The organism is Bradyrhizobium sp. USDA 336 (genome assembly GCF_044908355.1).
In the GTDB taxonomy this organism is placed as follows: Bacteria; Pseudomonadota; Alphaproteobacteria; order Rhizobiales; family Xanthobacteraceae; genus Bradyrhizobium; species Bradyrhizobium yuanmingense.
Genome location: NZ_JBIYDC010000002.1, coordinates 6007994 through 6032469, shown reverse-complemented (window position 1 = coordinate 6032469; position 24476 = coordinate 6007994). Strand labels below are relative to the sequence as shown.

The following is a 24476-nucleotide window of genomic DNA, read 5'->3' as shown; positions in this document are numbered from 1 at the left end:
GGCACTAGTGACGCGGATAAATAGATTCCGGGTTCGCGCTACGCGCGCCGCGGAATGACGAATTGAAAGACCTAAACCTCCACTCCCTCGTGCCGCAGCAGCCAACGCTTGCGCTCGAGGCCACCACCATACTTCACCAGCGAACCGTCCGCGCCGATCAGGCGATGGCAGGGGAGCACCACACTGATCGGATTTGAGCCGTTGGCATGGCCGACGGCGCGGATCGCCCTGGGCATGTCGATCTTCGCGGCGAGCGCGCCGTAACTCATCGTGGTGCCGGCGGGGATCTGCGCGAGCGCGGTCCAGACTTTTTGCTGGAACGGCGTGCCGGCGATACGCCATGCGATGCTCTGGAGCTGACCGAGATCACCGTCGAAATAGCGCGACAGTGCGGTCCGCATGTCCGACGGCGCAGGCTGATCACGCAGATCCACCGCGCCATAGTGCAGGCGCAGCAGCTCGCGCATGCGGTGCTCATAGTCTTCCCAGTCGAGCGCGCGCAGCTTGCCCTCGGCGTCGGTGACGAGCAGCGCAATCCCGATCGGCGTCGTCAGGCGATCGAGGCCGAAGCGTTCAGGCACCTTGGTTGATCGAGCGGACATTGCGGCACAGCAATCGAAACACATCGATCGCACTTGCCATGGCGGCCGTGCTAACGTCCACCCGAAAAGCTGATGCTTTGGGGGAGCTCACCTTGATTCTGATCGCCAATGTCCTGGTGGCGCTGGTCGCCGCGCTGCACGTCTTCTTCCTCGTCCTGGAGATGTTTCTCTGGGACAAGCCGCTGGGCCTGAAGGTGTTTCGGAATTCGCCCGAGAAGGCCGAGATCACCAGGGTGCTGGCCGCCAATCAGGGCCTCTATAACGGCTTCCTCGCGGCCGGCCTGGTCTGGGGCCTGTTCCACGGCAACCCGGCCTTCGCGTTCCAGATCAAGGTGTTCTTCCTGCTCTGCGTGATCGTGGCCGGCGCCTATGGCGCGGCGACCGTCAGCACGCGGATTCTGATCGTGCAGGCGCTGCCTGCGGCAATCGCGCTGATTGCGATGTTTCTCGCCTGAGACGCTACGGCACAACGCCGCGATCCTTGCGCTGCGGCGAAGCTTCCTCCACAATCTTCGGCAGCGATGGCGACCGTTGCAATTAACGGAGAAAGACCATCGGCCGATAATTCCGTCAGGAGGAACGTTCCAATATGAACAATCGCAGAGCCTTCTTAGCTGCCACGGCGGCGCTCGCCGTCGCAGTCTCGACCAGCCAGGCCCTCGCCCAGAAGAAATACGACACCGGCGCAAGCGACACCGAGATCAAGATTGGCCAGACCGTGCCGTTCTCCGGCGCCTATTCGGTCTACGCCAATATCGGCAAGACCCAGGCCGCATACTTCAGGATGATCAACGATCAGGGCGGCATCAACGGCCGCAAGATCAACCTGATCCAGTATGACGACGCCTATTCGCCGCCGAAGACCGTCGAGCAGGTGCGCAAGCTGGTCGAGGGCGATGAGGTCCTGTTCACCTTTCAGCTGATCGGCACAGCCGCGAACGCCGCCGTGCAGAAGTACCTCAACGGCAAGAAGGTACCTCAGCTGCTGGCCTCGACCGGCGCCGCGCGCTTCAACGATCCGCAGAACTATCCCTGGACCATCGCTTACAATCCCAACTATGTGTCCGAGGGGCGGATCTACGCAAAATACATTCTCGCCAATCACCCCAACGCCAAGATCGGCGTGCTCTACCAGAACGACGACATGGGCCGCGACTATCTTGCCGGCCTCAAGAGCGGCCTCGGCGACAAGGCCAACATGATCGTCGGCGAGGTGTCGTATGAGGTGACCGACCCCACCGTCGACTCGCAGGTGGTGAAGCTGAAGTCGATGGGCGTCGACCTGTTCTATAACGCCTCGACGCCGAAATTCGCGGCGCAGGCGATCAAGAAGCTTGCCGATCTCGGCTGGACGCCGGTGCACATCCTCGACATCAACGCGAGCCCGATTTCGGCGACGCTGAAGCCGGCAGGCCTCGACATCTCCAAGGGCATCATCTCGACCAATTACGGCAAGGAGCCGAGCGACCCGCAGTGGAAGGACGACCCCGGCGTGAAGGCTTTCTTCGCTTTCATGGACAAGTATTTCCCGGAAGGTGACAAGCTCAACACCATCAACACCTACGCCTATTCGGTCGCCGAGCTCTTGGTGCAGGTCTTGAAGCAATGCGGCGACGATCTGACGCGTGCGAACATCATGAAGCAGGCCGCCAATATCAAGGGCTACACGCCGAGCCTGGCGCTGCCCGGCATCAAGATCAACACCGGGCCGAACGACTACCGCGTCAACAAGCAGATGCAGATGATGAAGTTCAACGGCGAGCGCTGGGAGCTGTTCGGACCGATCATCGAGGACACCGGCCCGTCGGGCTAGAACGCATCTGCCTCTGCGACGTCATGCCCGGGCTTGTCCCGCCTGCGCGGCCGGAGCCGCTTCGGCGAGGCGAAGACCCGGGCATCCACGTTCTTGGGGCGTCAAGGAAGCCGTGGATGGCCGGGTCAAGCCCGGCCATGACGATCGAGAGAGCCTCCTACATGGCGTTCAGGTCGGTATCTCCCCAAAGTTCTTCCCGACCGGCAGCACGGCGTGCCGGATCAGCCGCGAATCCTCCACCGCGGCCTGGCGGTGCTTCACCGTCTCGCGATAGACGGGGTCGCGGATCATCTCGACGAAGGCGGCGACGCTTGGATATTCGGCGATGAAGCAATGGTCCCAGCGTTCCTCCTGCGGGCCGATCAGCATCAGCTCGAATTTGCCCTGCCAGACGATGCGGCCGCCGAGCCGTTCGAACACCGGGCCGCTTTCGCGGCCATAGGCCGCATAGGCTTCCGCGCCGCTGGCCTTGCGGCCGTCGGGATAGGCCGCCTCCTTGCGCAGGCGGACCAGGTTGAGCATGTGGATCGGGCCCGGGCGATCGTTCTCCCGGAATTGCGCGAAGATCTCCTTGGTCGGATCGATATGGCCCATGGCGCTCCCTCTTCTTATTGATGCGAGCGATCCTAGCCTTGCCGCCCCGGAAGCGGAACTGCGGCCGGCGAATGCCGCATCTCCTAATCGCGCGTTAACGCCGGGGTAACCCGGCCTTAAACAGCGACCGCTAGCGTCTCGGCGGGGCGGGCTGACCGGGCGTTTTGCGTATGGCGTGGGGAAAGAAAAAGGGTGCGCGGAAGGAGCCGCTGTTCGGCTTGCCCGCGGCGCTCGCCGATCTGCGCCTCACCCCAGCAGACCGCGTTCCCGGCGGCGACGACAAGCCGAAGAAATCTGCGAAAGCATCCGCCAAGCGCAAGAGCGAGGATGCCGGCACCGAGGCGCCACGCGAGCGCAAAGCATCAGACAGCCGCAGCGGCGCCAAGCGACGAGCGAAGTCGCGGGGCGGGTTCGGTCTCGGCCGCCTGGTCTATTGGGGCGCGGTGCTGAGCCTGTGGGGCGTCATCGCGGTGATTGGCGTCGTGATCTATGTCGGCGCGCATCTGCCGCCGATCCAGTCGCTGGAGATCCCGAAGCGCCCGCCGACGATCCAGATCGTCGGCATCGATGGCAGCATTCTGGCGCAGCGCGGCGAGATGGCCGGCGCCAATGTCGCGCTGAAGGATCTGCCGCCGTATTTGCCCAAGGCGTTCATCGCGATCGAGGATCGCCGCTTCTATTCGCATTTCGGCATCGACCCGGTTGGCATCCTGCGCGCCCTCGTCACCAACGTGCTTCATCGCGGCGTCTCGCAGGGCGGCTCGACCTTGACTCAGCAGCTCGCGAAGAACCTGTTCCTGACCCAGGAGCGCACCATTCAGCGCAAGCTGCAGGAGGTGGAGCTCGCGATCTGGCTGGAGCGCAAGCATTCCAAGGACGAGATCCTGGAGCTTTATCTGAACCGGGTCTATTTCGGCTCCGGCGCCTACGGCGTCGAGGCGGCGGCGCAGAAATATTTCGGCAAGTCGGCCAAGAACGTGACGGTCGCGGAAGCCGCGATGCTGGCCGGCCTCGTCAAGTCGCCGTCCCGCCTCGCCCCGAACCGCAACCCCGAAGGCGCCGAAGCGCGGGCGCAAATCGTGCTCGCGGCGATGGCGGATGCGAAGTTCATCACCGACGCGCAGGCGAAGGCCTCGATCGGCCATCCCTCCTACAACGTGAAGCCGGCCGGCGCCGGCACGGTGAACTACGTCGCCGACTGGATCGGCGAGGTGCTGGACGATCTGGTCGGGCAGATCGACGAGAGCATCAAGGTCGAGACCACGATCGATCCGAAGCTGCAGAGCGTCGCCGAAGCCGCCATCATCGACGAGCTCGCGGCCAAGAGCGTGAAGTTCAACGTCAGCCAGGGCGCGCTGGTCGCCATGACGCCCGACGGCGCCGTGCGCGCCATGGTGGGTGGGCGGAACTATTCCGACAGCCAGTACAATCGCGCGGTCACGGCCAAGCGCCAGCCGGGCTCCTCGTTCAAGCCATTCGTGTACCTGACCGCACTCGAGCAGGGGCTGACGCCCGACACCATGCGCCAGGACGCGCCGATCGAGGTCAAGGGCTGGCGTCCTGAGAACTACACCCATGAATATTTCGGCGCGGTGACGCTGACGCAGGCGCTGGCGATGTCGCTCAACACGGTGGCCATCCGTCTTGGCCTCGAGGTCGGGCCGAAGAACGTGGTGCGCACCGCGCACCGGCTCGGCATCTCCTCCAAGCTCGAGCCGAACGCCTCGATCGCGCTCGGCACGTCCGAAGTCTCGGTTGTCGAGCTGGTCGGCGCCTATGCACCGTTCGCCAATGGCGGCCTCGCGGTGGCGCCGCATGTCGTCACGCGAATCAGGACGGCCGGCGGCAAGCTCCTCTACATGCGTCAACCCGAAGAGCGCAATCAGGTCGTCGACCCCCGCTATGTCGGCATGATGAACGCGATGATGCGGGAGACGCTGATATCGGGCACCGCCAAGAAGGCGGAGATCCCGGGCTGGCCGGCGGCTGGCAAGACCGGCACCAGCCAGGATTATCGCGATGCCTGGTTCATCGGCTACACCGCGAGCCTCGTCACCGGCGTCTGGCTCGGCAATGACGACAACTCGCCGACCAAGAAGGCGACAGGCGGCGGCCTGCCGGTGGAAGTCTGGTCGCGCTTCATGAAGGCTGCGCATGAGGGCGTGCCGGTGGCGAACCTGCCGAGCGCACCGGGCGGCTGGGGCCTGTCGAACCTCGCGCAGGCAGCCTCGCAGGTGTCGCCGCCGACACCTGCCGCACCGGCACAACCGAACGCCGGCGGCTATCGCCCGCCCCCTCCGACGCGCGCCAATGTGCGCCCCGAGGCGGCAGCCGGGCTCGATGGCTGGCTGATGGACCGGCTGTTTGGCGGAAACCGGTAGGCCTTGCGAAGGGCCTCCAAACAAAACTGCGAAAACAACCCCATGCACAGTAGAATGCGACGTCCGGCGAGACGCACGCTGGATGCTGTGAAGCGGTTGATGCGCCGGGATTAATCAGGCAAGCGGCGCAATCGTCGCGAAGTGTGGCGAGAATGGAGCGGTGATGCCTGCCCACCCTCTCCTGTCATTCCCCGCGAAGGCGGGGAATCCAGTACTCCGCGGCATCGAGATTCATAACGGCTGCTGCGGCTTACTGGATCGCCCGCCCCAGTGCGCAAGTGCGCACAAGGCGGGCGATGACAGCGTTTGCTGGGCTGGCAGCGCGGCCTGATCTGCGAGGAACTAATCCTCCACACCGTACCGGTGCAGATCATTCCCGTACGTGTCGAGCCACTTCTTGGCGCGCTCCATCGACGGGCAGACCTTGCCGCAGACGCGCCAGAAGCGCGGCGAGTGGTTCATCTCGACGAGATGAGCGACCTCGTGCGCGGCGAGGTAGTCGAGCACGAAGGGCGGGGCGAGGATCAGGCGCCAGGAGAACGACAGCGAGCCGGCCGAGGTGCAGGAGCCCCAGCGGCTGGACTGATCGCGGATCGAGAGGCGCTTGACCCTGACGCCGAGCTCGGCCGCGTAGACCTCCGCCGAGCGCTGCAGGTCGCGGCGCGCCTCGCGCTTGAGGAAATCGCTGACGCGGCGGTCGACATGCTCGAGGCCGCCGGCGACGCAGAGAATGCGCTCACCGCTGTCGCGCACCTCGGTCCACACCGTGCCGCGGGTACCGGCGCGATGAACGATGCGATGCGGCGTGCCGCGCAGCGGTATCACCGTGCCCGGCTGGAACGGTGCGGCCTTCGGCAAGCGGCCGAGGCGCGCGGCAATCCACGCACCGTGACGCTGTGCGAAGTCCTTTGCTTCGGCGAGGGTGCCGCGCGGCGGCATGGTGAGGATGGCTTCGCGGTCGCTCGGATGAATTCTGAGCGTGTAGCGGCGCGCGCGGCGGTGCCGGCGCAGCCGAATCGCAAAGAATTGCGATCCGTGGGTGATGACGAGGGTCTTCGGTTCGTGGGGCCGACGATAAAGGAGTGCGCGGGTGGCCATGTCTGTCAGTCCGGGGGGCAGGAGAGCGCCCGGATTCTGCCATAACCGCCGCCAGGGAAAGCGCTCGGCGCAAAAACAAATCATTTGCCCAATATACAGCGGTCAGGCGTCCGGGAGACCCTATAGACTGGGGTTGGAACCGGGTTTTTTCGCCCCCGCTGCACGCATGCGACACCCCCAAGGGGTGAGGGTAGACTCACTCCTATAAAGCTACCTAAATACCGCGAATCTAGCGGGAACTTACCCCTGCCGGAGTCCCTGGCAGGGGCTGAAATTTCGGCGGGAAAGCCGAAATTCGCGCTTATTCAGCCGCAAGCGCCTGCAACGAAGCAGGATTCGCCGCCGAAACCATGAAGTCGTGAATCCGCGGCACGATCTCCGACTTGAAACGCGATCCGTTGAACACGCCGTAATGTCCGACGCCCTTCTGGACGTAATGAACGCGGCGATGATCGGGAATCGCGCTGCACAATGTGTGCGTCGCCTCGGTCTGACCGAGACCGGAGATGTCGTCGTTCTCGCCTTCGACCGTCATCAGCGCGACGCGCTTGACCTTGGAAGGATCGACGCGGGTTCCGCGATGGGTCATCTCGCCCTTCGGCAACGAGTGCTTCACGAACACGGTGTCGACGGTCTGCAGGTAATACTCGGCCGACAGATCCATCACCGCGAGATATTCGTCGTAGAAGTCGCGATGCTTGTCGGCGAGATCGCCGTCGCCCTTCACCAAATGGGCAAACAGCTGCTTGTGGGCATCCATGTGCCGGTCGAGATTCATGCTGATGAAGCCGTTGAGCTGCAAGAATCCTGGATAGACGTCGCGCATCATGCCCGGATGCGGGAACGGCACCTTTGTGATGACGTGGTTGCGGAACCAGTCGATGCCGCGTTCCTGGGCGAGGTTGTTCACCGCGGTCGGATTGCGACGGGTGTCGATCGGGCCGCCCATCAGCGTCATCGAGGTCGGCACGAACGGATCGCGCCGCGCTTCCATGATCGAGACCGCCGCGACGACGGGCACGGAGGGCTGGCACACCGCCATCACGTGAGTGTTGCCGCCGAGCACATGCAGCATCTCGATGACATAGTCGATGTAATCATCAAGATCGAAGCGGCCCTCGCTCAAGGGCACCATGCGGGCATCGGCCCAGTCGGTGATGTAGACCTCATGCGCCGGCAGGAAGGCTTCGACCGTGCCGCGCAGGAGCGTCGCATAATGGCCGGACATCGGCGCCACGATCAGCACGCGCGGCTGCGGGCTGCGCAGCGGACGGGCGAACTTGCGGTCGAAGTAGAGCAGCTTGCAGAACGGCTTTTCCCAGACCGAGCGGATCTCGACGGGGACGCGGATGCCGTTGACCTCGGTGTCGTTGAGACCCCATTCCGGCTTGCCGTAGCGGCGCGTGGTGCGCTCGAACAATTCGCAAGCCGCGGCGACCGACTTGCCGACCTCGGTGCGCGACCAGGGATTGAGGGGGTTCTGAAACAGCAGCTTGGTCGCGTCGGTGACCGCACGCGCCGGATTGAGAGAGGCGTGCGCCATCTCGTACATCCAGTACATCGGCGTCGTCAGGACCGGACTGCCTTCTGCCGCCAGGGGCGGTGCGCCGCCGAACTCACCAATAGGCATTGTCATATTCCTCTTCGCATCGCAGCATACTGCCGAATGCGTAATATTGCGTCAATGCATGGTTCCGTACATCTACGTGCCGGAAACCGCCAAATCAGCATGAATCCACGGGAAAGTGACTTTATTCGCCGCCCGACAGCAGCGAGCCGTGCCGCTTTGCGCTGCGCAAAAGGGCAAGGAATGCCCCAAAAGATGCAACCAAAAGGACGGCGTTGATGAGCAACGCCTCCAGCATCAAATCGCTCCTGAAGGTCTGCTCGATCAGCAGCGCGCGCATTCCCTCGAAGGCATAGGTCGGCGGCAACGCCCAGGCGACGTATTGCAGCCAGACCGGCAACACGCTGACGGGATAGTAGACGCAAGCAAGCGGCAGGATAGCGAACATCAAGGTCCAGACGATGCTCTCGGCGCCGAGGCCGTTACGCACCACGAGGCCCGAGACGAAGATGCCGACCGACCAGCTCGTGAAGATCAGATTGCAGAAGAACGCGATCAGCGGCAGGCCGAGGGCATAGATGTTGAAGTGAAACAGGAACAGCGCGAGCAGGGTCATCGGAATGATGCCGATCGCAAGCCGGATCAGGCTCATGACCATCAGCGCCAGCAGAAACTCGATCGGCCTCAAGGGGCTCATCATGAGATTGCCGAGGTTGCGCGCCCACATCTCCTCCAGGAACGAGATCGAGAAGCCGAGCTGGCCGCGGAACAGGATGTCCCAGAGGATGACGGCGCCGATCAGCGTGCCGCCGGCGCGCGCGAAGAAATTGGCGTTCTCGGCGATGTAATACTGGAGAAAGCCCCAGGTGATGACCTGCAGCGCCGGCCAATAGAGCAGCTCGAGCAGCCGCGGCCAGGACGACAGCAGCAGATACCAATAGCGCAGGATCATCGCGCCGATGCGGTGGAGCGAGATGCCGCGGTGGAGGGAGAGCTCGGTCATCGGGTCAGCCCATAGCTGGGATGGAAAGTGTCATCCCGGGACGCAACATAGTCGCGGGCTATGATGCGCAATTGCGCATCTGAGTATCCATAACCACAGGATTGCATTTGGCGAAGACTCGGAGTTACCAGTCTCGCCTCACAGCTGCCGCCTGTGGTTATGGATTCCGGGCTCGCGCTCCGCGCGCCCCGGAATGACGGGACCCTATCCAGGGCTCTACAACTCCCCCTCACCGCACCGCCTCCTTCGCCCCGTTCGCCCGGCCGCGGGCGACGTCCAGAAACACCTCCTCCAGCGTGGTGCGGTTGTAGCGGGCCATGATCGCCTCGGGCGTATCGTCGTCCTCGATGCGGCCGCGCTTCATGATGATGACGCGGTCGCAGAGCCGCTCGACCTCGAGCATGTTGTGCGAGGCGAGGAGAATGGTGGCGTTGTTGTCCCGGCGATACCGCTCCAGATGCGCCCGCACCCAATCGGCGGTATCGGGGTCGAGCGAGGCGGTCGGCTCGTCCAGGAGCAGCAGCTCGGGCTGATTGATCAGCGCCTTCGCCAGCGCAACGCGGGTCTTCTGCCCGGCGGAGAGCTTGCCGTTGGCGCGGTCGATGAAATCGCCGAGGTCGAGGTCGGCGGCGAGCCTCGCAATGCGCTCAGTGAGGTTCTTGACCGCATAGAGCTTGCCGAACACGGTGAGGTTCTGCCGCACCGTGAGCCGCATCGGCATGTCGACATAGGGGCTTTCGAAATTCATCCGCCCCAGCACGGAGGCACTCTCGTCCGGCATCTCGTGACCGAGCACCTGCACGCGGCCGGAGGTCGGCAGCACCAAGCCCATGATCATCGCGATGGTCGTGGTCTTGCCGGCGCCGTTGCCGCCGAGCAGCCCGGTGATGCTGCCGCGCGGCAGCAAAAAGGAGATGTCGTCGACGGCGCGGGTCTGCTTGTAGACCTTGACGAGGTGATCGACCGCAATTGCCGCGGACGAATCTCGATCCGCGACAGTCGGCCGACTTGAAGCCTTGCCATTCTCGGTCATGCTGGCCGTTCTTCTGCTATTGCATCGGCGAGCGCAAGGCTCGATGTAAGGGCTCCTCACCGGGCGGTTCCGCCAGCCCGGCGTTCGTGACCTTGGAAGGCGCCGCCACATTGGCCGATATGACCAAAACTGCCGATTCCGACTTCCATCACGCGCAGCGGCATATCCGGCTGGACACGATCCTGCGGCTGCGCTGGCTGGCGGTGCTGGGGCAGCTCGCCGCGATCTTCATCGTGGCCCAGGGGCTGGAGTTCAACGTCGAGATCATTCCCTGCGTCAGCATCATCGCGCTCTCGGCGGCGCTCAACCTCGCACTCCAGACCGCGGCCAATCCGATGCAGCGGCTGGAGCCGATGCAGGCGGCCGGCCTGCTCGCGCTGAACATCGTCGAGCTGGCCGGCCTGTTGTTCTTCACCGGCGGACTGCAGAACCCGTTCTCGTTCCTGTTCCTCGCGCCCGTGCTGATCTCGGCCACGGCGCTGCCGGCCCGTTTCACCTTCGGCCTCGGCCTGCTCGCGGTGGCCTGCGCGTCCGTCCTGTTCTTCTTCCATTTTCCGCTGCCGTGGGATTCCGAGGATCCCCTGGTGCTGCCGCCGGTCTATCTCGTCGGGGTCTGGCTTTCGATTGCGCTCGCGATCGGCGTCACCAGCCTCTACTCGTTCCAGGTGACCGAGGAGGCGCGCAAGCTTGCGGACGCGCTGGCCGCAACCGAGCTGGTGCTGACGCGCGAGCAGCACCTGACCCAGCTCGATGGCCTTGCCGCCGCGGCCGCACACGAGCTCGGCACGCCGCTCGCGACGATCTTCCTGATCTCGCGCGAGCTGGAAAAGACGGTGAAGGAGCCAACCATTGCCGCCGACCTGAAGACCTTGCGCGAGCAGACCCAGCGCTGCCGCGACATCCTCAGCAAGATCACCCAGCTCTCCCCCACCGGGGCCCCGTTCGATCGCATGAAGCTGTCGGAGCTGATGGAGGAGGTGGTGGCCCCGCACCGCGATTTCGGCGTCGACATCAAGGTGCGGATCGCCGTGGCCGCGGCGACCGAGCCGGTCGGCTCGCGCAATCCTGCGATCCTCTACGGCATCGGCAACATCGTCGAGAACGCGGTCGATTTCGCCCGTACCACCGTCGAGGTGAACGCTTGGTGGAACCAGGACCATATCGAACTCGTGATCTCCGACGACGGACCGGGCATTCCACCCGATATCCTCAACCGGATCGGCGAGCCCTATCTGTCGCGGCGACGGCCCCAGGATGATGGCGGCGGCGAACGGCGTGGCCTCGGCCTCGGCGTGTTCATCGCGCGCACCTTGCTGGAGCGCACCGGCGCCAAGGTCTCGTTTACCAACCGGATCTTTCCGGACCATGGTGCGGTGGTTCAGATCACATGGCCGCGACAGCGTTTTGAGGCTATCGAGACGCTCGAAGAAACAATAGGATAGCCGCGACCTTGCGTCGCACAAAAGGGCGGGTCGACCATTTGCCGCCTTGGCACCGCGCCATTGCGGCGCCATATGTCAATGCGCTGGAGAGAGGACACAACCTTGAACGCCATTGCCGAACTGAACGAACAGACCGACCGCTCGCTGCTCATCGTTGAAGACGACAAGCCGTTTCTGGAGCGTTTGTCACGAGCCATGGAGAGCCGCGGCTTTTCGGTGACATCATGCGACACGGTCTCGGACGGGCTTGCGCAGATCGGCAAATCGGCGCCGGCGTTCGCGGTGGTGGATCTGCGGCTCGGCGACGGCAACGGCCTCGACGTGGTCTCGGCGCTCAAGAAGAAGCGGCCGGATGCGCGCGCGATCGTGCTGACCGGCTACGGCAACATCGCCACCGCGGTGACCGCGGTGAAGATGGGCGCGATCGATTATCTCTCCAAGCCCGCGGATGCCGACGACGTCGTCGCCGCACTGCTCTCGACCAACACGGACAAGTCCGAGCTGCCGGCCAACCCGATGTCGGCCGACCGCGTCCGCTGGGAGCACATCCAGCGCATCTACGAGATGTGCAACCGCAACGTCTCGGAAACGGCGCGCCGGCTCAACATGCACCGGCGTACGCTGCAGCGGATCCTGGCCAAGCGCGCGCCGAGGTAAAGGTCTCGTAGTGTGGATTAGCCGAAGGCGTAATCCACCTCTCCCGCGTGCGGCGGCAATTGGTGGATTACGCTGCGCTAATCCACCCTACGCATTCATTCCCAAAAATCCGCGTGGCCCTGCGGATCGACCAGGCGGTTGATCCGCAAGGCCGCCGCCATCGCGAAACGTAGCGTCATCTGCTTGCGGGTGGCGGCGGCGAGCTTGTGCTCGGGCGCCTCGCAATGCAGGTGCGCGCCGTAGGCGTCGGCGACGATCAGGCCGGTGTCACCGGGGAAGATCTCGCAGGGCAGATCCTGCGTGAAGGCGAAGAACAGCCGGTCGCAATGGGCACGGTATTCGTGCCATTTCTGATCGGCGCGCAAATCCTCGACCGACGACTTGATCTCGACGATCCAGATCTCGCCGCGCTCGTTCAGCGCGACGAGATCGGCACGCCGGCCCGACGGCAACGGCAATTCGCTGATGCAGGAGAAGCCGAGCGAGCGCAACAGACGCGCGGTGCCGCGCGCGATCGCCAGCGCCGTCTCCGACTGGCGACGATCCGGCGGCGGCACGAGTGTGATGCGGGCGGTGTTGTCCATACGGCGAGAATAGCCGATTCCATGAGGGGCGGACACCGTCTCCCCACCCGTCATTCCGGGGCGCGCCACCTGGCGCGAGCCCGGAATCCATAGCCACAGGCCGCGGTTGTGAAGCGACGCGCGCCCCGGGACGACAGTTTACGGCGCCGCCACCACCACGCCCTCGTTGCCGCGCAGGTCCAGCACGCCTTCGATCTCCTCACCTTCGCGATCCAGGAACGTCGACAGCAAGATGCTGCTGCCGAAACGGATCGCGCTGGTGGTCACCGCGACCGGATCGGGGCCGAGATTGAGCGCGACGATCACGGCCTTGCCGCCGGCCTCGCGGCGGTAGATCAGGAGATCACCTTGCGCGGCGATCGGATGATAATCGCCCGTGACCAGCGGAGGGCAGCTCTTCCGCAAGCCGATCAGGCGCTTGTAGAGGCTGAGGATCGAGCGGGAATCGGCTTCGAGATTGGCGACATTCTCGCGGATGTGGTCCTCCGGCAGCGGCAGCCAGGGCCTTGCTTGCGAAAAACCGGCGAAGTTCGAGGAATCCCACTGCATCGGCGTGCGGCAGCCGTCGCGGCCGACACCGATGCCGGGCACGTTCTTCTCGAAGGGATCGCGCACGTCCTCCGGCGCGATCGCGAGCTGGTGCATGCCGATCTCGTCGCCGTAGTACAGCGTCGGCGTGCCGCGCAGCGTCAGCAGCAGCATGGCCGCGACGCGGGCCTGCTCGGGCCCGACGCGGCTCGCGACGCGCGGACGATCGTGATTGCCGAGCACCCAGTTGGGCCAGGCGCCGCGCGGCAATGCCTTTTCGTAGTCCTCGATGATCTTCTCGATCGAGCGGGCGCTCCAGAAGGTCGAGAGCAGCGCGAAGTTGAACGGCATCTGCGCGCCGGTGAGATCGTTGCCGTAATAGGCCATGAGCCGGTGCAGCGGCAGATAGATCTCGCCGATCAAGACGCGCGCGCCATAGGAATCGGTGACGCGCCGCATCTCGGCGATGACGTCATGCACCTCCGGCTGGTCGGTGGAATATTGCGTGAGGATTTTTTCGTTCGGCGGACGACCCTCGACGTAGTGCGGGTTGGCCGGATTGTCGCGGAATTCGGCGTCCTTGATCAGGTGCCAGATCACGTCGACGCGAAAGCCGTCGACGCCCTTGTCCAGCCAGAACCGCATCACGTCGTAGATCGCGGCGCGGACGTCCGGATTGCGCCAGTTGAGGTCCGGCTGCTGGGCGAGGAAGGCGTGGTAGTAATATTGCCCCGTGGTCTCGTCGAAAGCCCACGCGCTGCCGCCGAACTCGGACAACCAATTGTTCGGCACGCCCCCGCCTGGCGCCGGATCGCGCCAGATGTACCAGTCGCGCTTGGGATTGTCGCGCGAGGACCGGCTCTCGGTGAACCAGGGATGCTGGTCGGAGGTGTGGTTCGGCACGAGATCGAGGATCAGCTTCAGGCCATTGTCGTGGGCGGCCGCGAGCAACGCGTCGAAATCGGCCATCGTGCCGAACAGCGGCTCGATGCCGACATAGTCCGAGATGTCGTAGCCGAAATCGGCCATCGGCGAGGGAAAGATCGGCGACAGCCAGATCGCATCGACGCCGAGCGATTTGACGTAAGGCAGCCGCTTGAGGATGCCGGCGAGATCGCCGACGCCGTCTCCGTCCGAGTCCTGAAACGAGCGCGGATAAATCTGATAGAAGATGCCGTCGCGCCACCAATTCTCGTTGTCGTGAGCCATGCCGAAGACCACCCAAATCTGACGCCTTGCGCGGGAGAACGCGACAGCAACGCCCCGGTTCAAATTGGCAGGCCAATTGGGACGGCCGTGTGACGGTTGTTCCCCGGTGCGGGGACGAATCTTTTGCTTGGCGGCTCGGCAAAAATCGGCATTGTGAGGCCATGACCGAGCCAAACGACACTCAAGAATCCCGGCAAGCCAAGGCGGGCGCGATCATCGTTCCCGTGACGCTGTTCGAACAGAACTGCACCATCATCTGGGACGAGCCTTCCAAGAAGGCCGTGGTGATCGATCCCGGCGGCGACGTGCCGAAGATCCTGGACGCGATCAAGCAGACCGGCGTCACCGTGGAGAAGATCTGGCTGACCCATGGCCATATCGACCATGTCGGCGGCGCGGCCGAGCTGCGCGATGCGCTCAAGGTGCCGATCGAGGGACCGCATGTCGCGGACAAGTTCCTGCTCGACAACGTCGTGGCGAGCGGCGCGCGCTTCGGCATGACCGGAGGACGCGACTTCACGCCGGACCGCTGGCTCGACGAAGGCGACAGCGTGTCGATCGGCGACTTGCAGTTCGACATCCTGCATTGTCCGGGTCATTCGCCCGGCAGCGTGGTGTTCTTCAACAAGGATCTGCGGTTTGCCCATGTCGGCGACGTCCTGTTCGCCGGCTCGGTCGGACGCACCGACCTGCCCGGCGGCAGTCACGCCACGCTGATCAGTTCGATCAAGACGAAATTGCTGCCGCTCGGCGACGATGTCGGCTTCATCTGCGGCCACGGCGCCGGCTCGAGCATCGGCCAGGAGCGGATGACCAATCCGTTCATCACCGGCGAGATGTAGGCTTTTTGCCTGCGCATGATCCAATCGGAAAACCGCTTCGCGCTTTGCACTAGCGCGGCCTTCGGGTCCGGATCATGCGGCCTCGGTGAGCACGGGCTCGCCGAGGTTTCGTTCACCCCATTCGCGGATCGCCGCGACGACGGGCACAAAACTCTTTCCTTTTCGCGTCAGGCGGTACTCGACCTTCGGCGGCACCTCGCCGAAATCCTTGCGGTCGATCAGGCCGCTCATCGTCAACGCCTTCAATTCGCGGCTGAGCACGCGCGGGGTAATCTCGGCGCTGCCTGACGCGCCGCGCAGCAAGCCGCTTCTGATCTCGCCGTAGCGGCGCGGGCCGTCCTTGAGATCCCAGACGATGCGCAGCTTGTATTTGCCGCTGATCATCTTCTGAAACGCCGCAACCGGACAGATGCGCGCGGGAGACGTCTTCGCCATGTCGTTTCCTCCATGTGGAAGATTCTTGTTTTGACGCGTTTTCTCTACGCGAACCGGTACCACTTCGCTCGAAAACGCTATGCGACGAGGATAGGAGCAACGGCGAAAAAGTCCATACTATCAATTTTGTCCATACTTGCGGGATCGTATCGAGCGCGCAGATGATGACGCACAAGACGAACAGGGAGCGTCACATGAAGCACTTCATGATCAGATACGAGTTCAAGAACGGCACGACGGAGGAGTGGCACCGCGAGATCGGCCGCTTCATCAGGGCGATCGACGCCGATGCGGAGCTGAAGGGAAGGATCGGGTATCGTTGCCTGAAGCATCGCGACGACGGCAGCTATCTCCACTTCGCCAGCGTCGCCGACGATGCTGCGCAGAAAACGCTGCAATCGCGCGACTTTTTCAAGGACTACCAGGAGGTGACGCGGAAGGTCGCAGGCGGCGAGGTGACGGTGACGCCGGTCGAGGTGATCGATCAGACGGGGTAGCTTTTCGCGGAGCTGAATTGAAGCCGCCGCTACAAACTCCGCTGTCATCCCGGACAAGCGCAAGCGCAGATCCGGGATCCATAACCACGGGGAGATGTGGTTACGGGGACTCGGAGTCACCTCTTCGTGCCCAACTTTGTCCTGTGGCTATGGGTCCCTGTGTCTTGGAAGTCTGTCAGAATAGGGTTGGGCGGGAAGCCGTTGGGTCCTTGGCGCTTGACGCCGTGAGCCGGCTCGGTCTCCCGCCCGTTCCATTACCAACCTGAACAGTTGCACGAGGCTGCGCCAACAGACCTCGCATCACAGGGACAGGCACCGTGATCATACCCCTTCGCTACGTTGGAATCGACGTCTCTAAAAAATATCTCGATATCTTCGATGAAGGCCTGGGCGTGCCGGAGCGCATCGCCAACGCGACGCAGGCCATCACACAGATCGCGGCGCGTTGGCGATGCGATGTGCTGGTCGTCTTCGAGGCCACGGGCGTCTATGACCTCGAACTTCGCGAGGTGCTGAGCCAGGCCGGGATCCGCTTCGCCCGGATCAACCCGGCCCGAGCCCGCGACTTTGCGCGCGCCAGCGGCCAACTTGCCAAGACGGACCCGATCGATGCGCGGATGCTGGCGGCCTTCGCGCGAGCCATGCAGCCGGAAACCGAGCAAACGGCTACCCCCGCCCGCAACGCCTTGGCAGGGCTCGCAAAACGGCGAGATCAGTTAGTCCGCATGCGCGCGCAGGAGAAGAACCGGCGCAGCGAGGCCGATAACCGTGGTATGGCCGAACGGATCAGCCGCCTCATCGAGATCCTCGACGGCGAGATCGCCGAGATCGAGGCCGACATCAAGGCACTGATCAAGGCCGAGCAGGAGATCGCGGACGATGCGCGATTGATGCGCTCGCTGCCTGGCGTCGGGCCCGTGGCTTGCATGCAACTCATCGCAAAGATGCCGGAGCTCGGACATGTTGGGCCCAAGCAGATCGCGGCGCTGGCCGGCCTCGCCCCCTTCAACGTCGATAGCGGTGCCTTCCGTGGCAAACGCAAGATCGCCGGCGGCCGCAAGCGCGTCCGTGATGCCCTCTACATGGCCGCTCTGAACGCAGTCCGCCGCGCCGATCCGTTCAAGACCTTCTACGCACGGTTGCGACAGGCCGGCAAACCAGCCAAGCTTGCCCTCATTGCAGTTGCCAGGAAGCTGCTCACGATACTCAACGCCATGATGCGAGACAGAAAACCGTATCTGAAGGACGTGCCAACGTAACAGTTGCCGGATCGGCGCGCACTTCAGGCGCGCTTGTCCGGGACGACAGCGGGGCTACTTCATCAGCCCCGCGGCCGTGAGCGCGCGCGTGATGATCTGGCCGAGGTCGAAGCCGCGCACCTTCTCGCCCTGCGGCTCGGCCGGCTCCGCGGCGACGAGGGTGCGGATCGAGCGGGCGAGATGCGGCGCGGGCGAGAGCGCCGGCTTCGCGGCAGGCTTCGTCGCGGACTTCGTCGTGGATTTGGCTTCCGCCTTCGTCGTCGCGGCGTCCGCAATCCAGCCGGTGAGGCCGAAGAACTTCGCGATGTGGTAGGACGAGGAGATGCCAGCCTCGATCAGGAAGGCGCCTTCAATGCCGTAGCGCTGATCGTTGTCGGCGAGCCCCAGCGGCGTGCCGTGCGCCATGTCGGTGATGGCATAGGACTCGACCAGCGTCTCGCCGTCCTTGTCCCACCAGGCCTGGCGCGGATAGCCGTCGACATTGGTCTCCGCCATCGGCAGTTCAGGCAGGCCATGCAGGTCGAGCCATTGCTTGACGATCTCGTTGGCATTGCCGGGATTGACGGTGCGGTCGGCGCTGCCGTGCCACACCGAGACCCTCGGCCAAGGGCCGCGATGGTCGGAGGCGCTGCGCACGAGATCGCCGAGCTCGCGCGAAGGGCGCGCCGGGGAATGAAACATGCCGTCGAGCGCCTCGCGCAAGTTCGAGGCGATGCCGTAAGGCAGCCCGGCAATGATCGCGCCGGCCGCGAAAACTTCCGGATAGGTCGCGAGCATCACCGAGGTCATGCCGCCGCCGGCCGACAGGCCGGTGATGAAGACGCGCCTGGGATCGATGCGATGCGTCTTCACCATGTGCGCGATCATCGCGCGGATCGAACGCGGCTCGCCGCTGTCCCGCGCGGTGTCCTCCGGATTGAACCAGTTGAAGCAGGTGTTGGCATTGTTGATGCGCTGCTGCTCGGGCATCAATAGCGCAAAGCCGTAATGTTGCGCGAGCGTCGACCAGCCCGCGCCGAGATCGTAAGCGGCCGCCGTTTGCCCGCAGCCATGCAGCACGACGACGAGCGCGCGCGGCCGCTGCAATTGCGCCGGCACGAACGCGAACATGCGCAAGGCGCCGGGATTGTCGCCGAAGCCGGTGACCTCCTGCAGCGGGCTAGATCCATCTGCACCGCGGCCGGGCTCGGCGAAGCGCAGTCCGTCCAGCCGGGGCAGACGTCTCAAGAGGTCGATGTTTCTGGCTAACGACACGGCAAGTTCCTGGTGGGCGACGTTCAACGTCCAGCCCAACCAGATAGTTGCTGCGGCGCAAAATAAAAAGACCGTGCGCTGTCAATCTCGGGAAATTGGCTGAGAATCCGCAAGAATCCGCACGCATTAACCGCAACGTCGCAATCTCGTGCCGGTGCGCGGCGCATCCGCGCGGGAAATGGGGCGCCGATCATGACGAATGTCACAAATGACACGAGCGAGGCGAGGAATTCTGCGCGCGCTGATTGTGAGGCTTCGACGTGGAGGTGTCGAACGCGAATGAAGGGACCCGCCCAATGGCGCTGCGTGTCGTAATCGTGATGAAGCGCGAAGCGGGCGAGGACTACGCAACGTCTCGCTTGCCGCCGCGCATGCCTGCATTCCACCGCGCGGGACATCGCGTGATTGCGTTCGTGCCGTCAGGCACGTAGCCTGACACGACCAACAAACAGAAAATTCAGCCGGAGAGACCGCCATGGCGCGCCTGAAGTTCGGAGCCTTTCTTGCCCCGCATCACCCGATCGGGGAGCATCCGATGCTCCAGTTCCGGCGCGATCTCGATCTGGTCGAGCAGCTGGACGCGCTCGGCTACGACGAGTTTTGGTGCGGCGAGCATCATTCCTCGGGCTGGGAGATGATCGCCTCGCCCGAGATGTTCCTGGCCGCCGCCGGCGAGCGCACCAAGCGGATCAAGCTCGGCACCGGCGTGGTGTCGCTGCCCTATCACCATCCCTTCAACGTCGCCCAGCGCATGGTGCAGCTCGACCACATGACCGGCGGCCGCGCCATTTTCGGCTCCGGACCGGGCGCGCTCGCCTCCGATGCGCACACGCTCGGCATCGATCCGATGACGCAGCGCGACCGTCAGGACGAGGCGATCGGCATCATCCGCCGCCTTTTCAACGGCGAGCGCGTCACCGCCAGGAGCGACTGGTTCACGATGAACGACGCCGCGCTGCAGATCCTGCCCTTGCAGGAGGAGATGCCGTTCGTGGTGGCTTCGCAGATTTCGCCCTCCGGCATGACGCTGGCCGGAAAATACGGCATCGGCATCATCTCGCTGGGCTCGATGACGACGCAGGGCCTGATGTCGCTGCAGCAGCAATGGCAGTTCGCCGAGGATGCCGCCAAAAAGCACGGAACCACAGTGCGTCGCGCCGACTGGCGCGTGCTCCTGACCTGGCACATCGCCGAGACGCGTGAACAAGCCCGCCGCGAGGCCGGCGCCGGCCTGATGCGCTGGCACAACGAATATAATGTCGGCACGCTGCAGCGGCCGGGCCTCACCGCGTTCTCCTCGCCCGACGAGGCCGTCGACAAGACCGCCTTCGTCGAGGGCGCGGCGTCCACGATCGGCACGCCCGACGATCTCGTCAAGACCATCAAGAACGTGATGCAGGTCTCCGGCGGCGTCGGCGCCATCATCGGCTTCGTGCACGACTGGGCCAATCCGGAAAACACCCGCCGGAGCTGGGACATGGTGGCGCGCTACGTTGTGCCGGAGATCAACGGCTATATCGACGGTCTTCGCAAGTCGCAGAAATTCGTGATCGAGAACCGCGCGATCTTCGAGCGTGCCGGCCAGGCTGTGATGGCCAAGATCATGGAGAACGAGAAGGCCGCCGAGGCGCTGAAGGTGACCGGCCCCGGCCGTGTCGCCATTCCCGCCGTCAACGCGCCGGATCTGCAGAAGGAAGCGGCGAAGCGTTAGGCACTCCACTCGTCGTCCCGGGGCGCGCGCAGCGCGAGCCCGGGACCCATAACCACAGGATGCGGATTTACGAAGACTCGGAGCTACCAGCCTCGCACCAAAACTCCTCCCTGTGGTTATGGGTCCCCGCCTCCGCGGGGACGACGGCAGTGAGAGTGACGATTTTGTGCGCAAGACGACCGCAGCTCATCGCGCCCGGATCGTGCTATGTTTGCTGGGCTAGGCAATCGGAGCAATCGTCATGTCGATGCAGAATGTGGCCGCCCCTGCGCTTCCGTTCACTCCGCCCAGACGCAACGAGCTGACCCACATTCCCGGTGACGAAGGCTGGCCGGTCATCGGCAAGACCTTTCAGGTGCTCGCCGATCCCAAGGGCCATATCGAGGCGAACGGCGCCAAATACGGTCTGGTCTACCGCACGCACTTTTTCGGCGAGACCAATGTCGTGCTGCTCGGGCCCGAGGCCAACGAGCTCGTGCTGTTCGACCAGCAGAAGCTGTTCTCCTCGACCCATGGCTGGGACAAGGTGCTGGGGCTGTTGTTTCCGCGCGGATTGATGCTGCTGGATTTCGAGGAGCATCGCCTGCATCGCAAGGCGCTCTCGGTCGCGTTCAAGTCGGGACCGATGAAGTCCTATCTCGGCGATCTCGACCGGGGCATTTCCGCGCGCGTCGCGCAGTGGAAGGCGAAGCCGGGCGAGATGCAGCTTTATCCGGCGATGAAACAGCTCACGCTGGATCTCGCCGCGGCCTCCTTCCTCGGCGCCGATATCGGGCCCGAGGTCGACGAGATCAACCGCGCCTTCGTCGACATGGTGGCCGCCGCCGTCACCCCGATCCGCCGCCCCCTGCCCGGCACCCAGATGGCGCGGGGGGTGAAGGGACGCAAGCGCATCATCGCCTATTTCCGCGAGCAGATTCCGCTGCGGCGCGGCAATCACGGCGGCGATGATCTGTTCTCGCAGCTCTGCCGCGCCACCCATGAGAACGGCGCGCTGCTGTCGGACCAGGACATCATCGACCATATGAGCTTCCTGATGATGGCCGCGCACGACACGCTGACCTCGTCGCTGACCTCGTTCATCGGCGAGCTCGCCGCCAATCCTGACTGGCAGGACCGGCTGCGCGCGGAGGTGCTCGCGCTCGGCCTCGCCTCCGGCGCGCCGACCAGCTTCGACGATCTCGAGAAGATGCCGCTGACCGAGATGGCGTTCAAGGAAGCGCTGCGGCTCAAGCCGCCGGTGCCGTCGATGCCGCGCCGCGCAATGCGCGATTTCAGCTTCAAGGGTTTTGCGATCCCCGCCGGCACGGCGATCGGCATCAACCCGCTCTATACCCACCACATGAAGGAGATCTGGCCGGAGCCGGACCGCTTCGATCCCCTGCGCTTCACCGAGGACGCACAGCGTGGCCGTCACCGTTTCGCCTTCGTGCCGTTTGGCGGCGGCGCGCATATGTGCCTCGGTCTGCACTTCGCCTACATGCAGGCGAAATGCTTCGCGCGGCATTTCCTGGAGAATATCGAGGTGTCGCTCGCGCCAGGCTACAAGCCGGACTGGCAGATGTGGCCGATCCCGAAGCCGCGGGACGGGCTGCGGGTGACGGTGAAGGCGGTGTAGCTTTTCGTGTCCCGGACGCGCGAAGCGCGAGCCGGGACCCAGATTGCCACAGGCAAGCTGCGGATGGATGGGCCCCCGGCTCTGCGGAGCGGCGCTTCGCGCCGCACCGCGTCCGGGGCACGAGACTGTCCGCTACACCCCCTCGTCGAACGCCTTGCGCAGTAGAACTCGTAGGGTGGGCAAAGGCGCGGAGCGCCGTGCCCACGATTTGCCGCGACGGAAAGAATGGTGGGCACGCTTCGCTTTGCCCACCCTACTGCACCGTCATCTGCCGCCGCCTACGCCCCTTGATCGAACGCCTTGCGCAAGGCCACATAGCCCTGCTGCTGTTGACTCCAATTGCGGCCGCCGGTCATGGCGCCGTCGACGACGAGGTCGTGGCCGTTGATGAAGCTGGATTCGTCGCTGGCCAGGAACACTGCGGCGTGGGCGATGTCGTCGGGGAGGCCGGCGCGAGGGATCGGCTGCGCGGTCTTGTAGACCTCGCGCATCACCGCCGGCGTCTTCTCGGCGGCGTCGGTCGAGAGCCCCAGCGCCTTGCCGAAGATGCCGGTCGCGATGGCGCCGGGCGAGATCGAATTGACGCGAACGTTGGATTCGCCGAGCTCCATCGCCACGCATTTGGTGAGATGGATCACCGCCGCCTTGGCCGCGCCATAGACCATTGACGACGAGAAGCCGGCGAGGCGGCCGGCAATGCTGCCATTGTTGATGATGCTGCCTCCGCCCTGCTTCTTCATGTAGGGCGCGGCGTGCTTCATGCCGAGCATGACGCTGCGCACCAGCGTCGCCATCGCCGCATCGAACCGCTCGACCTCGAGGCCCTCGATGCCGCCGGTCTGCGCCGGCCCGCCGGCATTGTTGAACAGGCAATCGATCCTGCCGAACTTGTCGACCGCGAGCGCGATCAGCGCCTGCATCTGCGCTTCGACGGTGACGTCGGTCTGACGGAAGATGCAGCTTTCCCCGAGCTGCTTCGCCAGCGCCTCGCCTTCGGGCACGCGCCGGCCTGCGATCACAATTTTGGCACCTTCGGCAACGAAGACTTCCGCAGTGCGCAATCCGATGCCGCTCGTCGCCCCCGTGATCACCGCAACCTTGCCGTCCAGCCTGCCCATGGAATTTTCCTGTTTTCGAGTGATTTGATGCCAAATGGCGAATGCCGGCCGCCGCCGTCGCCGCAGCGGTCACTATTCCTGCCCGCTTCCGACAAGGCAAGCTATGCTTGTATGGGCGGCATGCGTAACATCCTCACGGGCCGCTCGATCGTCGAACGCCTATCGCAACCAGGCAGGGCATGAGGAAGCTGATCGAGGAGTTCCGCAAGGGCTGGCAGGGTGCGGCGCCGCCCTCGGTCGGTCTAAGCATCGGCTTTGCGGTGGTCTGCCTGTTGGCTGCAACCCTGGTCCGCTGGGGCCTCGCTCAGGTTCGTCCCGACATCTATTTCACGCCGTACTTCCCGGCCGTCTTCTTTGCTGCGGCCCTGGGTGGATTCCGGATCGGCATCGTGACGGCGCTCGTCGGCGGCGTGCTCGGCGTCGCGCTGAATTTCGGCGATGCGTTTGCCGATCGCGCGCGGTTTGTCCTGCTGGCGCTTTACTGGGCCGTGTGCGCGATCACCATCTGGGGTGTCGAGCACTATCGCACCATGCTGGCCGAGCAGCGCCGAATTTCCAGACGCCTGATCGAGGAAGAAGATTATCGCAAGCTGCTGGTCGAGGAGCTCCAGCATCGGCTGAAGAACAAGCTGTCGACGGTGCATGCCGTGGTGCACCAGGTGTTGCACGACCAGCCGCAGGTCTGGGCTCGGGTCGATCCGCGGCTGCGCTCGCTGGCCGCAACCGATGATCTGATCTCGCGGATCGACAAGGCCGGCTGCGACATCCGCGACCTCCTGATCTCCGAGCTCGGGCCTTACGGCCATGTCCGCTTCACGCTCAACGGCGAGCGGCTGTTCCTGCCGCCCAAGCTCGCGGTCACGCTGTCATTGATGTTTCACGAGCTTGCCACCAATGCAGGCAAGTACGGCGCATTCTCCTCACCGCGCGGTCTGTTGCAGGTGTCATGGACCATCACCGACGACCGCCTGACGATCACCTGGGACGAAACCGAAGGACCGAGCGTGGACAAGGTGTCGGAGCCCGGCTTCGGCACCAAGCTCTTGAAGTCGGCACTGTCGGCCTTCGACGGCAAAACCGAGATCTCGTATCTGAAAACCGGGCTGCATTGTATCATGCAGTGTCGAATTCCACGAAGCGACGAGCGGTAAGGCTCAAGTGTCGCAACGTGGGAGGTGCGCTCCCTCCCCCGCTTGCGCAGGGCATCGCATTTGGATTTTGCAGAGGTCGT

Annotated in this window: 22 protein-coding genes; 11 read left to right on the top strand and 11 right to left on the bottom strand. The window is 64.2% G+C overall.

All coding sequences use genetic code 11. The annotated features are described in order from the left end of the window. Positions 1-71: 71 nt before the first annotated feature. Positions 72-602, bottom strand: a complete 531-nt coding sequence (locus ABIA45_RS29270; protein WP_271541690.1) for a methylated-DNA--[protein]-cysteine S-methyltransferase — start codon at positions 600-602, stop codon at positions 72-74. 38 nt (positions 603-640) lie between these two features. On the opposite strand from ABIA45_RS29270, the gene ABIA45_RS29265 reads away from it, so the two are divergent. Both ABIA45_RS29265 and ABIA45_RS29260 read left to right on the top strand, forming a co-directional pair. Beyond that, positions 641-1057, top strand: a complete 417-nt coding sequence (locus ABIA45_RS29265; RefSeq protein ID WP_404654549.1) for a DUF1304 domain-containing protein — start codon at positions 641-643, stop codon at positions 1055-1057. Positions 1058-1191: 134 nt separating this feature from the next. Then, complete coding sequence (locus ABIA45_RS29260; RefSeq protein WP_157285338.1) at positions 1192-2415, top strand: ABC transporter substrate-binding protein; 1224 nt, start codon at positions 1192-1194, stop codon at positions 2413-2415. A gap of 168 nt (positions 2416-2583) precedes the next feature. Here the strand turns inward: ABIA45_RS29260 and ABIA45_RS29255 are convergent, their stop codons facing one another. Beyond that, positions 2584-3009, bottom strand: a complete 426-nt coding sequence (locus ABIA45_RS29255) for a DUF1330 domain-containing protein (RefSeq protein WP_404654548.1) — start codon at positions 3007-3009, stop codon at positions 2584-2586. Between the two features lie 170 nt (positions 3010-3179). Between ABIA45_RS29255 and ABIA45_RS29250 the strand changes: the two genes are divergently transcribed. Then, positions 3180-5390 carry a transglycosylase domain-containing protein gene (locus ABIA45_RS29250; protein ID WP_404654547.1) on the top strand — a complete coding sequence of 737 codons (2211 nt, stop codon included), beginning with the start codon at positions 3180-3182 and terminating at the stop codon, positions 5388-5390. 342 nt (positions 5391-5732) lie between these two features. On the opposite strand, the gene ABIA45_RS29245 is transcribed toward ABIA45_RS29250, so the two are convergent. From ABIA45_RS29245 to ABIA45_RS29230, 4 genes are all read right to left on the bottom strand, one after another. Next, entirely contained in the window at positions 5733-6572 is an 840-nt protein-coding gene (locus ABIA45_RS29245) for a M48 family metallopeptidase (protein WP_036023974.1), read from the bottom strand. A gap of 217 nt (positions 6573-6789) precedes the next feature. Then, positions 6790-8118 carry a polyhydroxyalkanoate depolymerase gene (locus ABIA45_RS29240; protein WP_025033269.1) on the bottom strand — a complete coding sequence of 443 codons (1329 nt, stop codon included), beginning with the start codon at positions 8116-8118 and terminating at the stop codon, positions 6790-6792. Positions 8119-8239: 121 nt separating this feature from the next. Then, on the bottom strand, positions 8240-9058 hold the full coding sequence (locus ABIA45_RS29235) for an ABC transporter permease (RefSeq protein WP_404545203.1): 819 nt from the start codon (positions 9056-9058) through the stop codon (positions 8240-8242). A 229-nt stretch (positions 9059-9287) separates the two neighbouring features. Next, complete coding sequence (locus ABIA45_RS29230; RefSeq protein ID WP_404654546.1) at positions 9288-10091, bottom strand: ABC transporter ATP-binding protein; 804 nt, start codon at positions 10089-10091, stop codon at positions 9288-9290. A 119-nt stretch (positions 10092-10210) separates the two neighbouring features. Between ABIA45_RS29230 and ABIA45_RS29225 the strand changes: the two genes are divergently transcribed. Next, positions 10211-11533, top strand: coding sequence for an ActS/PrrB/RegB family redox-sensitive histidine kinase (locus tag ABIA45_RS29225; protein WP_404654545.1), 1323 nt, complete (start codon positions 10211-10213; stop codon positions 11531-11533). Positions 11534-11635: 102 nt separating this feature from the next. Next, the gene (locus ABIA45_RS29220; protein ID WP_271541680.1) at positions 11636-12190 is read left to right on the top strand and encodes an ActR/PrrA/RegA family redox response regulator transcription factor; all 555 of its coding nucleotides are present in this window, start codon (positions 11636-11638) and stop codon (positions 12188-12190) included. A 95-nt stretch (positions 12191-12285) separates the two neighbouring features. Here the strand turns inward: ABIA45_RS29220 and ABIA45_RS29215 are convergent, their stop codons facing one another. Beyond that, positions 12286-12774 carry an MmcB family DNA repair protein gene (locus ABIA45_RS29215; protein WP_271541678.1) on the bottom strand — a complete coding sequence of 163 codons (489 nt, stop codon included), beginning with the start codon at positions 12772-12774 and terminating at the stop codon, positions 12286-12288. 138 nt (positions 12775-12912) lie between these two features. Continuing rightward, positions 12913-14511, bottom strand: a complete 1599-nt coding sequence (locus ABIA45_RS29210) for an alpha-amylase family glycosyl hydrolase (RefSeq protein WP_404654544.1) — start codon at positions 14509-14511, stop codon at positions 12913-12915. 161 nt (positions 14512-14672) lie between these two features. Here ABIA45_RS29210 and ABIA45_RS29205 point away from each other — a divergent pair, with 161 nt between their 5' ends. Next, positions 14673-15353 (top strand): MBL fold metallo-hydrolase, encoded by a 681-nt coding sequence (locus tag ABIA45_RS29205; protein WP_404654543.1) that lies wholly within the window; start codon positions 14673-14675, stop codon positions 15351-15353. 72 nt (positions 15354-15425) lie between these two features. On the opposite strand, the gene ABIA45_RS29200 is transcribed toward ABIA45_RS29205, so the two are convergent. Beyond that, positions 15426-15788 carry a winged helix-turn-helix transcriptional regulator gene (locus ABIA45_RS29200; RefSeq protein ID WP_404654542.1) on the bottom strand — a complete coding sequence of 121 codons (363 nt, stop codon included), beginning with the start codon at positions 15786-15788 and terminating at the stop codon, positions 15426-15428. Positions 15789-15982: 194 nt separating this feature from the next. Here ABIA45_RS29200 and ABIA45_RS29195 point away from each other — a divergent pair, with 194 nt between their 5' ends. Both ABIA45_RS29195 and ABIA45_RS29190 read left to right on the top strand, forming a co-directional pair. Further along, entirely contained in the window at positions 15983-16285 is a 303-nt protein-coding gene (locus ABIA45_RS29195) for a hypothetical protein (RefSeq protein ID WP_404654541.1), read from the top strand. A 317-nt stretch (positions 16286-16602) separates the two neighbouring features. Beyond that, the gene (locus ABIA45_RS29190) at positions 16603-17544 is read left to right on the top strand and encodes an IS110 family transposase (RefSeq protein WP_404654540.1); all 942 of its coding nucleotides are present in this window, start codon (positions 16603-16605) and stop codon (positions 17542-17544) included. Positions 17545-17598: 54 nt separating this feature from the next. On the opposite strand, the gene ABIA45_RS29185 is transcribed toward ABIA45_RS29190, so the two are convergent. After that, positions 17599-18798, bottom strand: coding sequence for a PHB depolymerase family esterase (locus tag ABIA45_RS29185; protein WP_271541668.1), 1200 nt, complete (start codon positions 18796-18798; stop codon positions 17599-17601). Between the two features lie 475 nt (positions 18799-19273). Here ABIA45_RS29185 and ABIA45_RS29180 point away from each other — a divergent pair, with 475 nt between their 5' ends. Both ABIA45_RS29180 and ABIA45_RS29175 read left to right on the top strand, forming a co-directional pair. After that, positions 19274-20509, top strand: coding sequence for an LLM class flavin-dependent oxidoreductase (locus ABIA45_RS29180; RefSeq protein WP_157285327.1), 1236 nt, complete (start codon positions 19274-19276; stop codon positions 20507-20509). A 241-nt stretch (positions 20510-20750) separates the two neighbouring features. Beyond that, complete coding sequence (locus ABIA45_RS29175) at positions 20751-22127, top strand: cytochrome P450 (RefSeq protein ID WP_404654539.1); 1377 nt, start codon at positions 20751-20753, stop codon at positions 22125-22127. A gap of 278 nt (positions 22128-22405) precedes the next feature. On the opposite strand, the gene ABIA45_RS29170 is transcribed toward ABIA45_RS29175, so the two are convergent. Next, positions 22406-23245, bottom strand: coding sequence for an SDR family NAD(P)-dependent oxidoreductase (locus tag ABIA45_RS29170; protein WP_404654538.1), 840 nt, complete (start codon positions 23243-23245; stop codon positions 22406-22408). 179 nt (positions 23246-23424) lie between these two features. On the opposite strand from ABIA45_RS29170, the gene ABIA45_RS29165 reads away from it, so the two are divergent. Then, a complete protein-coding gene (locus tag ABIA45_RS29165) occupies positions 23425-24396 on the top strand; it encodes a sensor histidine kinase (protein WP_404654537.1) in 972 nt (323 codons plus the stop codon). Positions 24397-24476 lie beyond the last annotated feature (80 nt).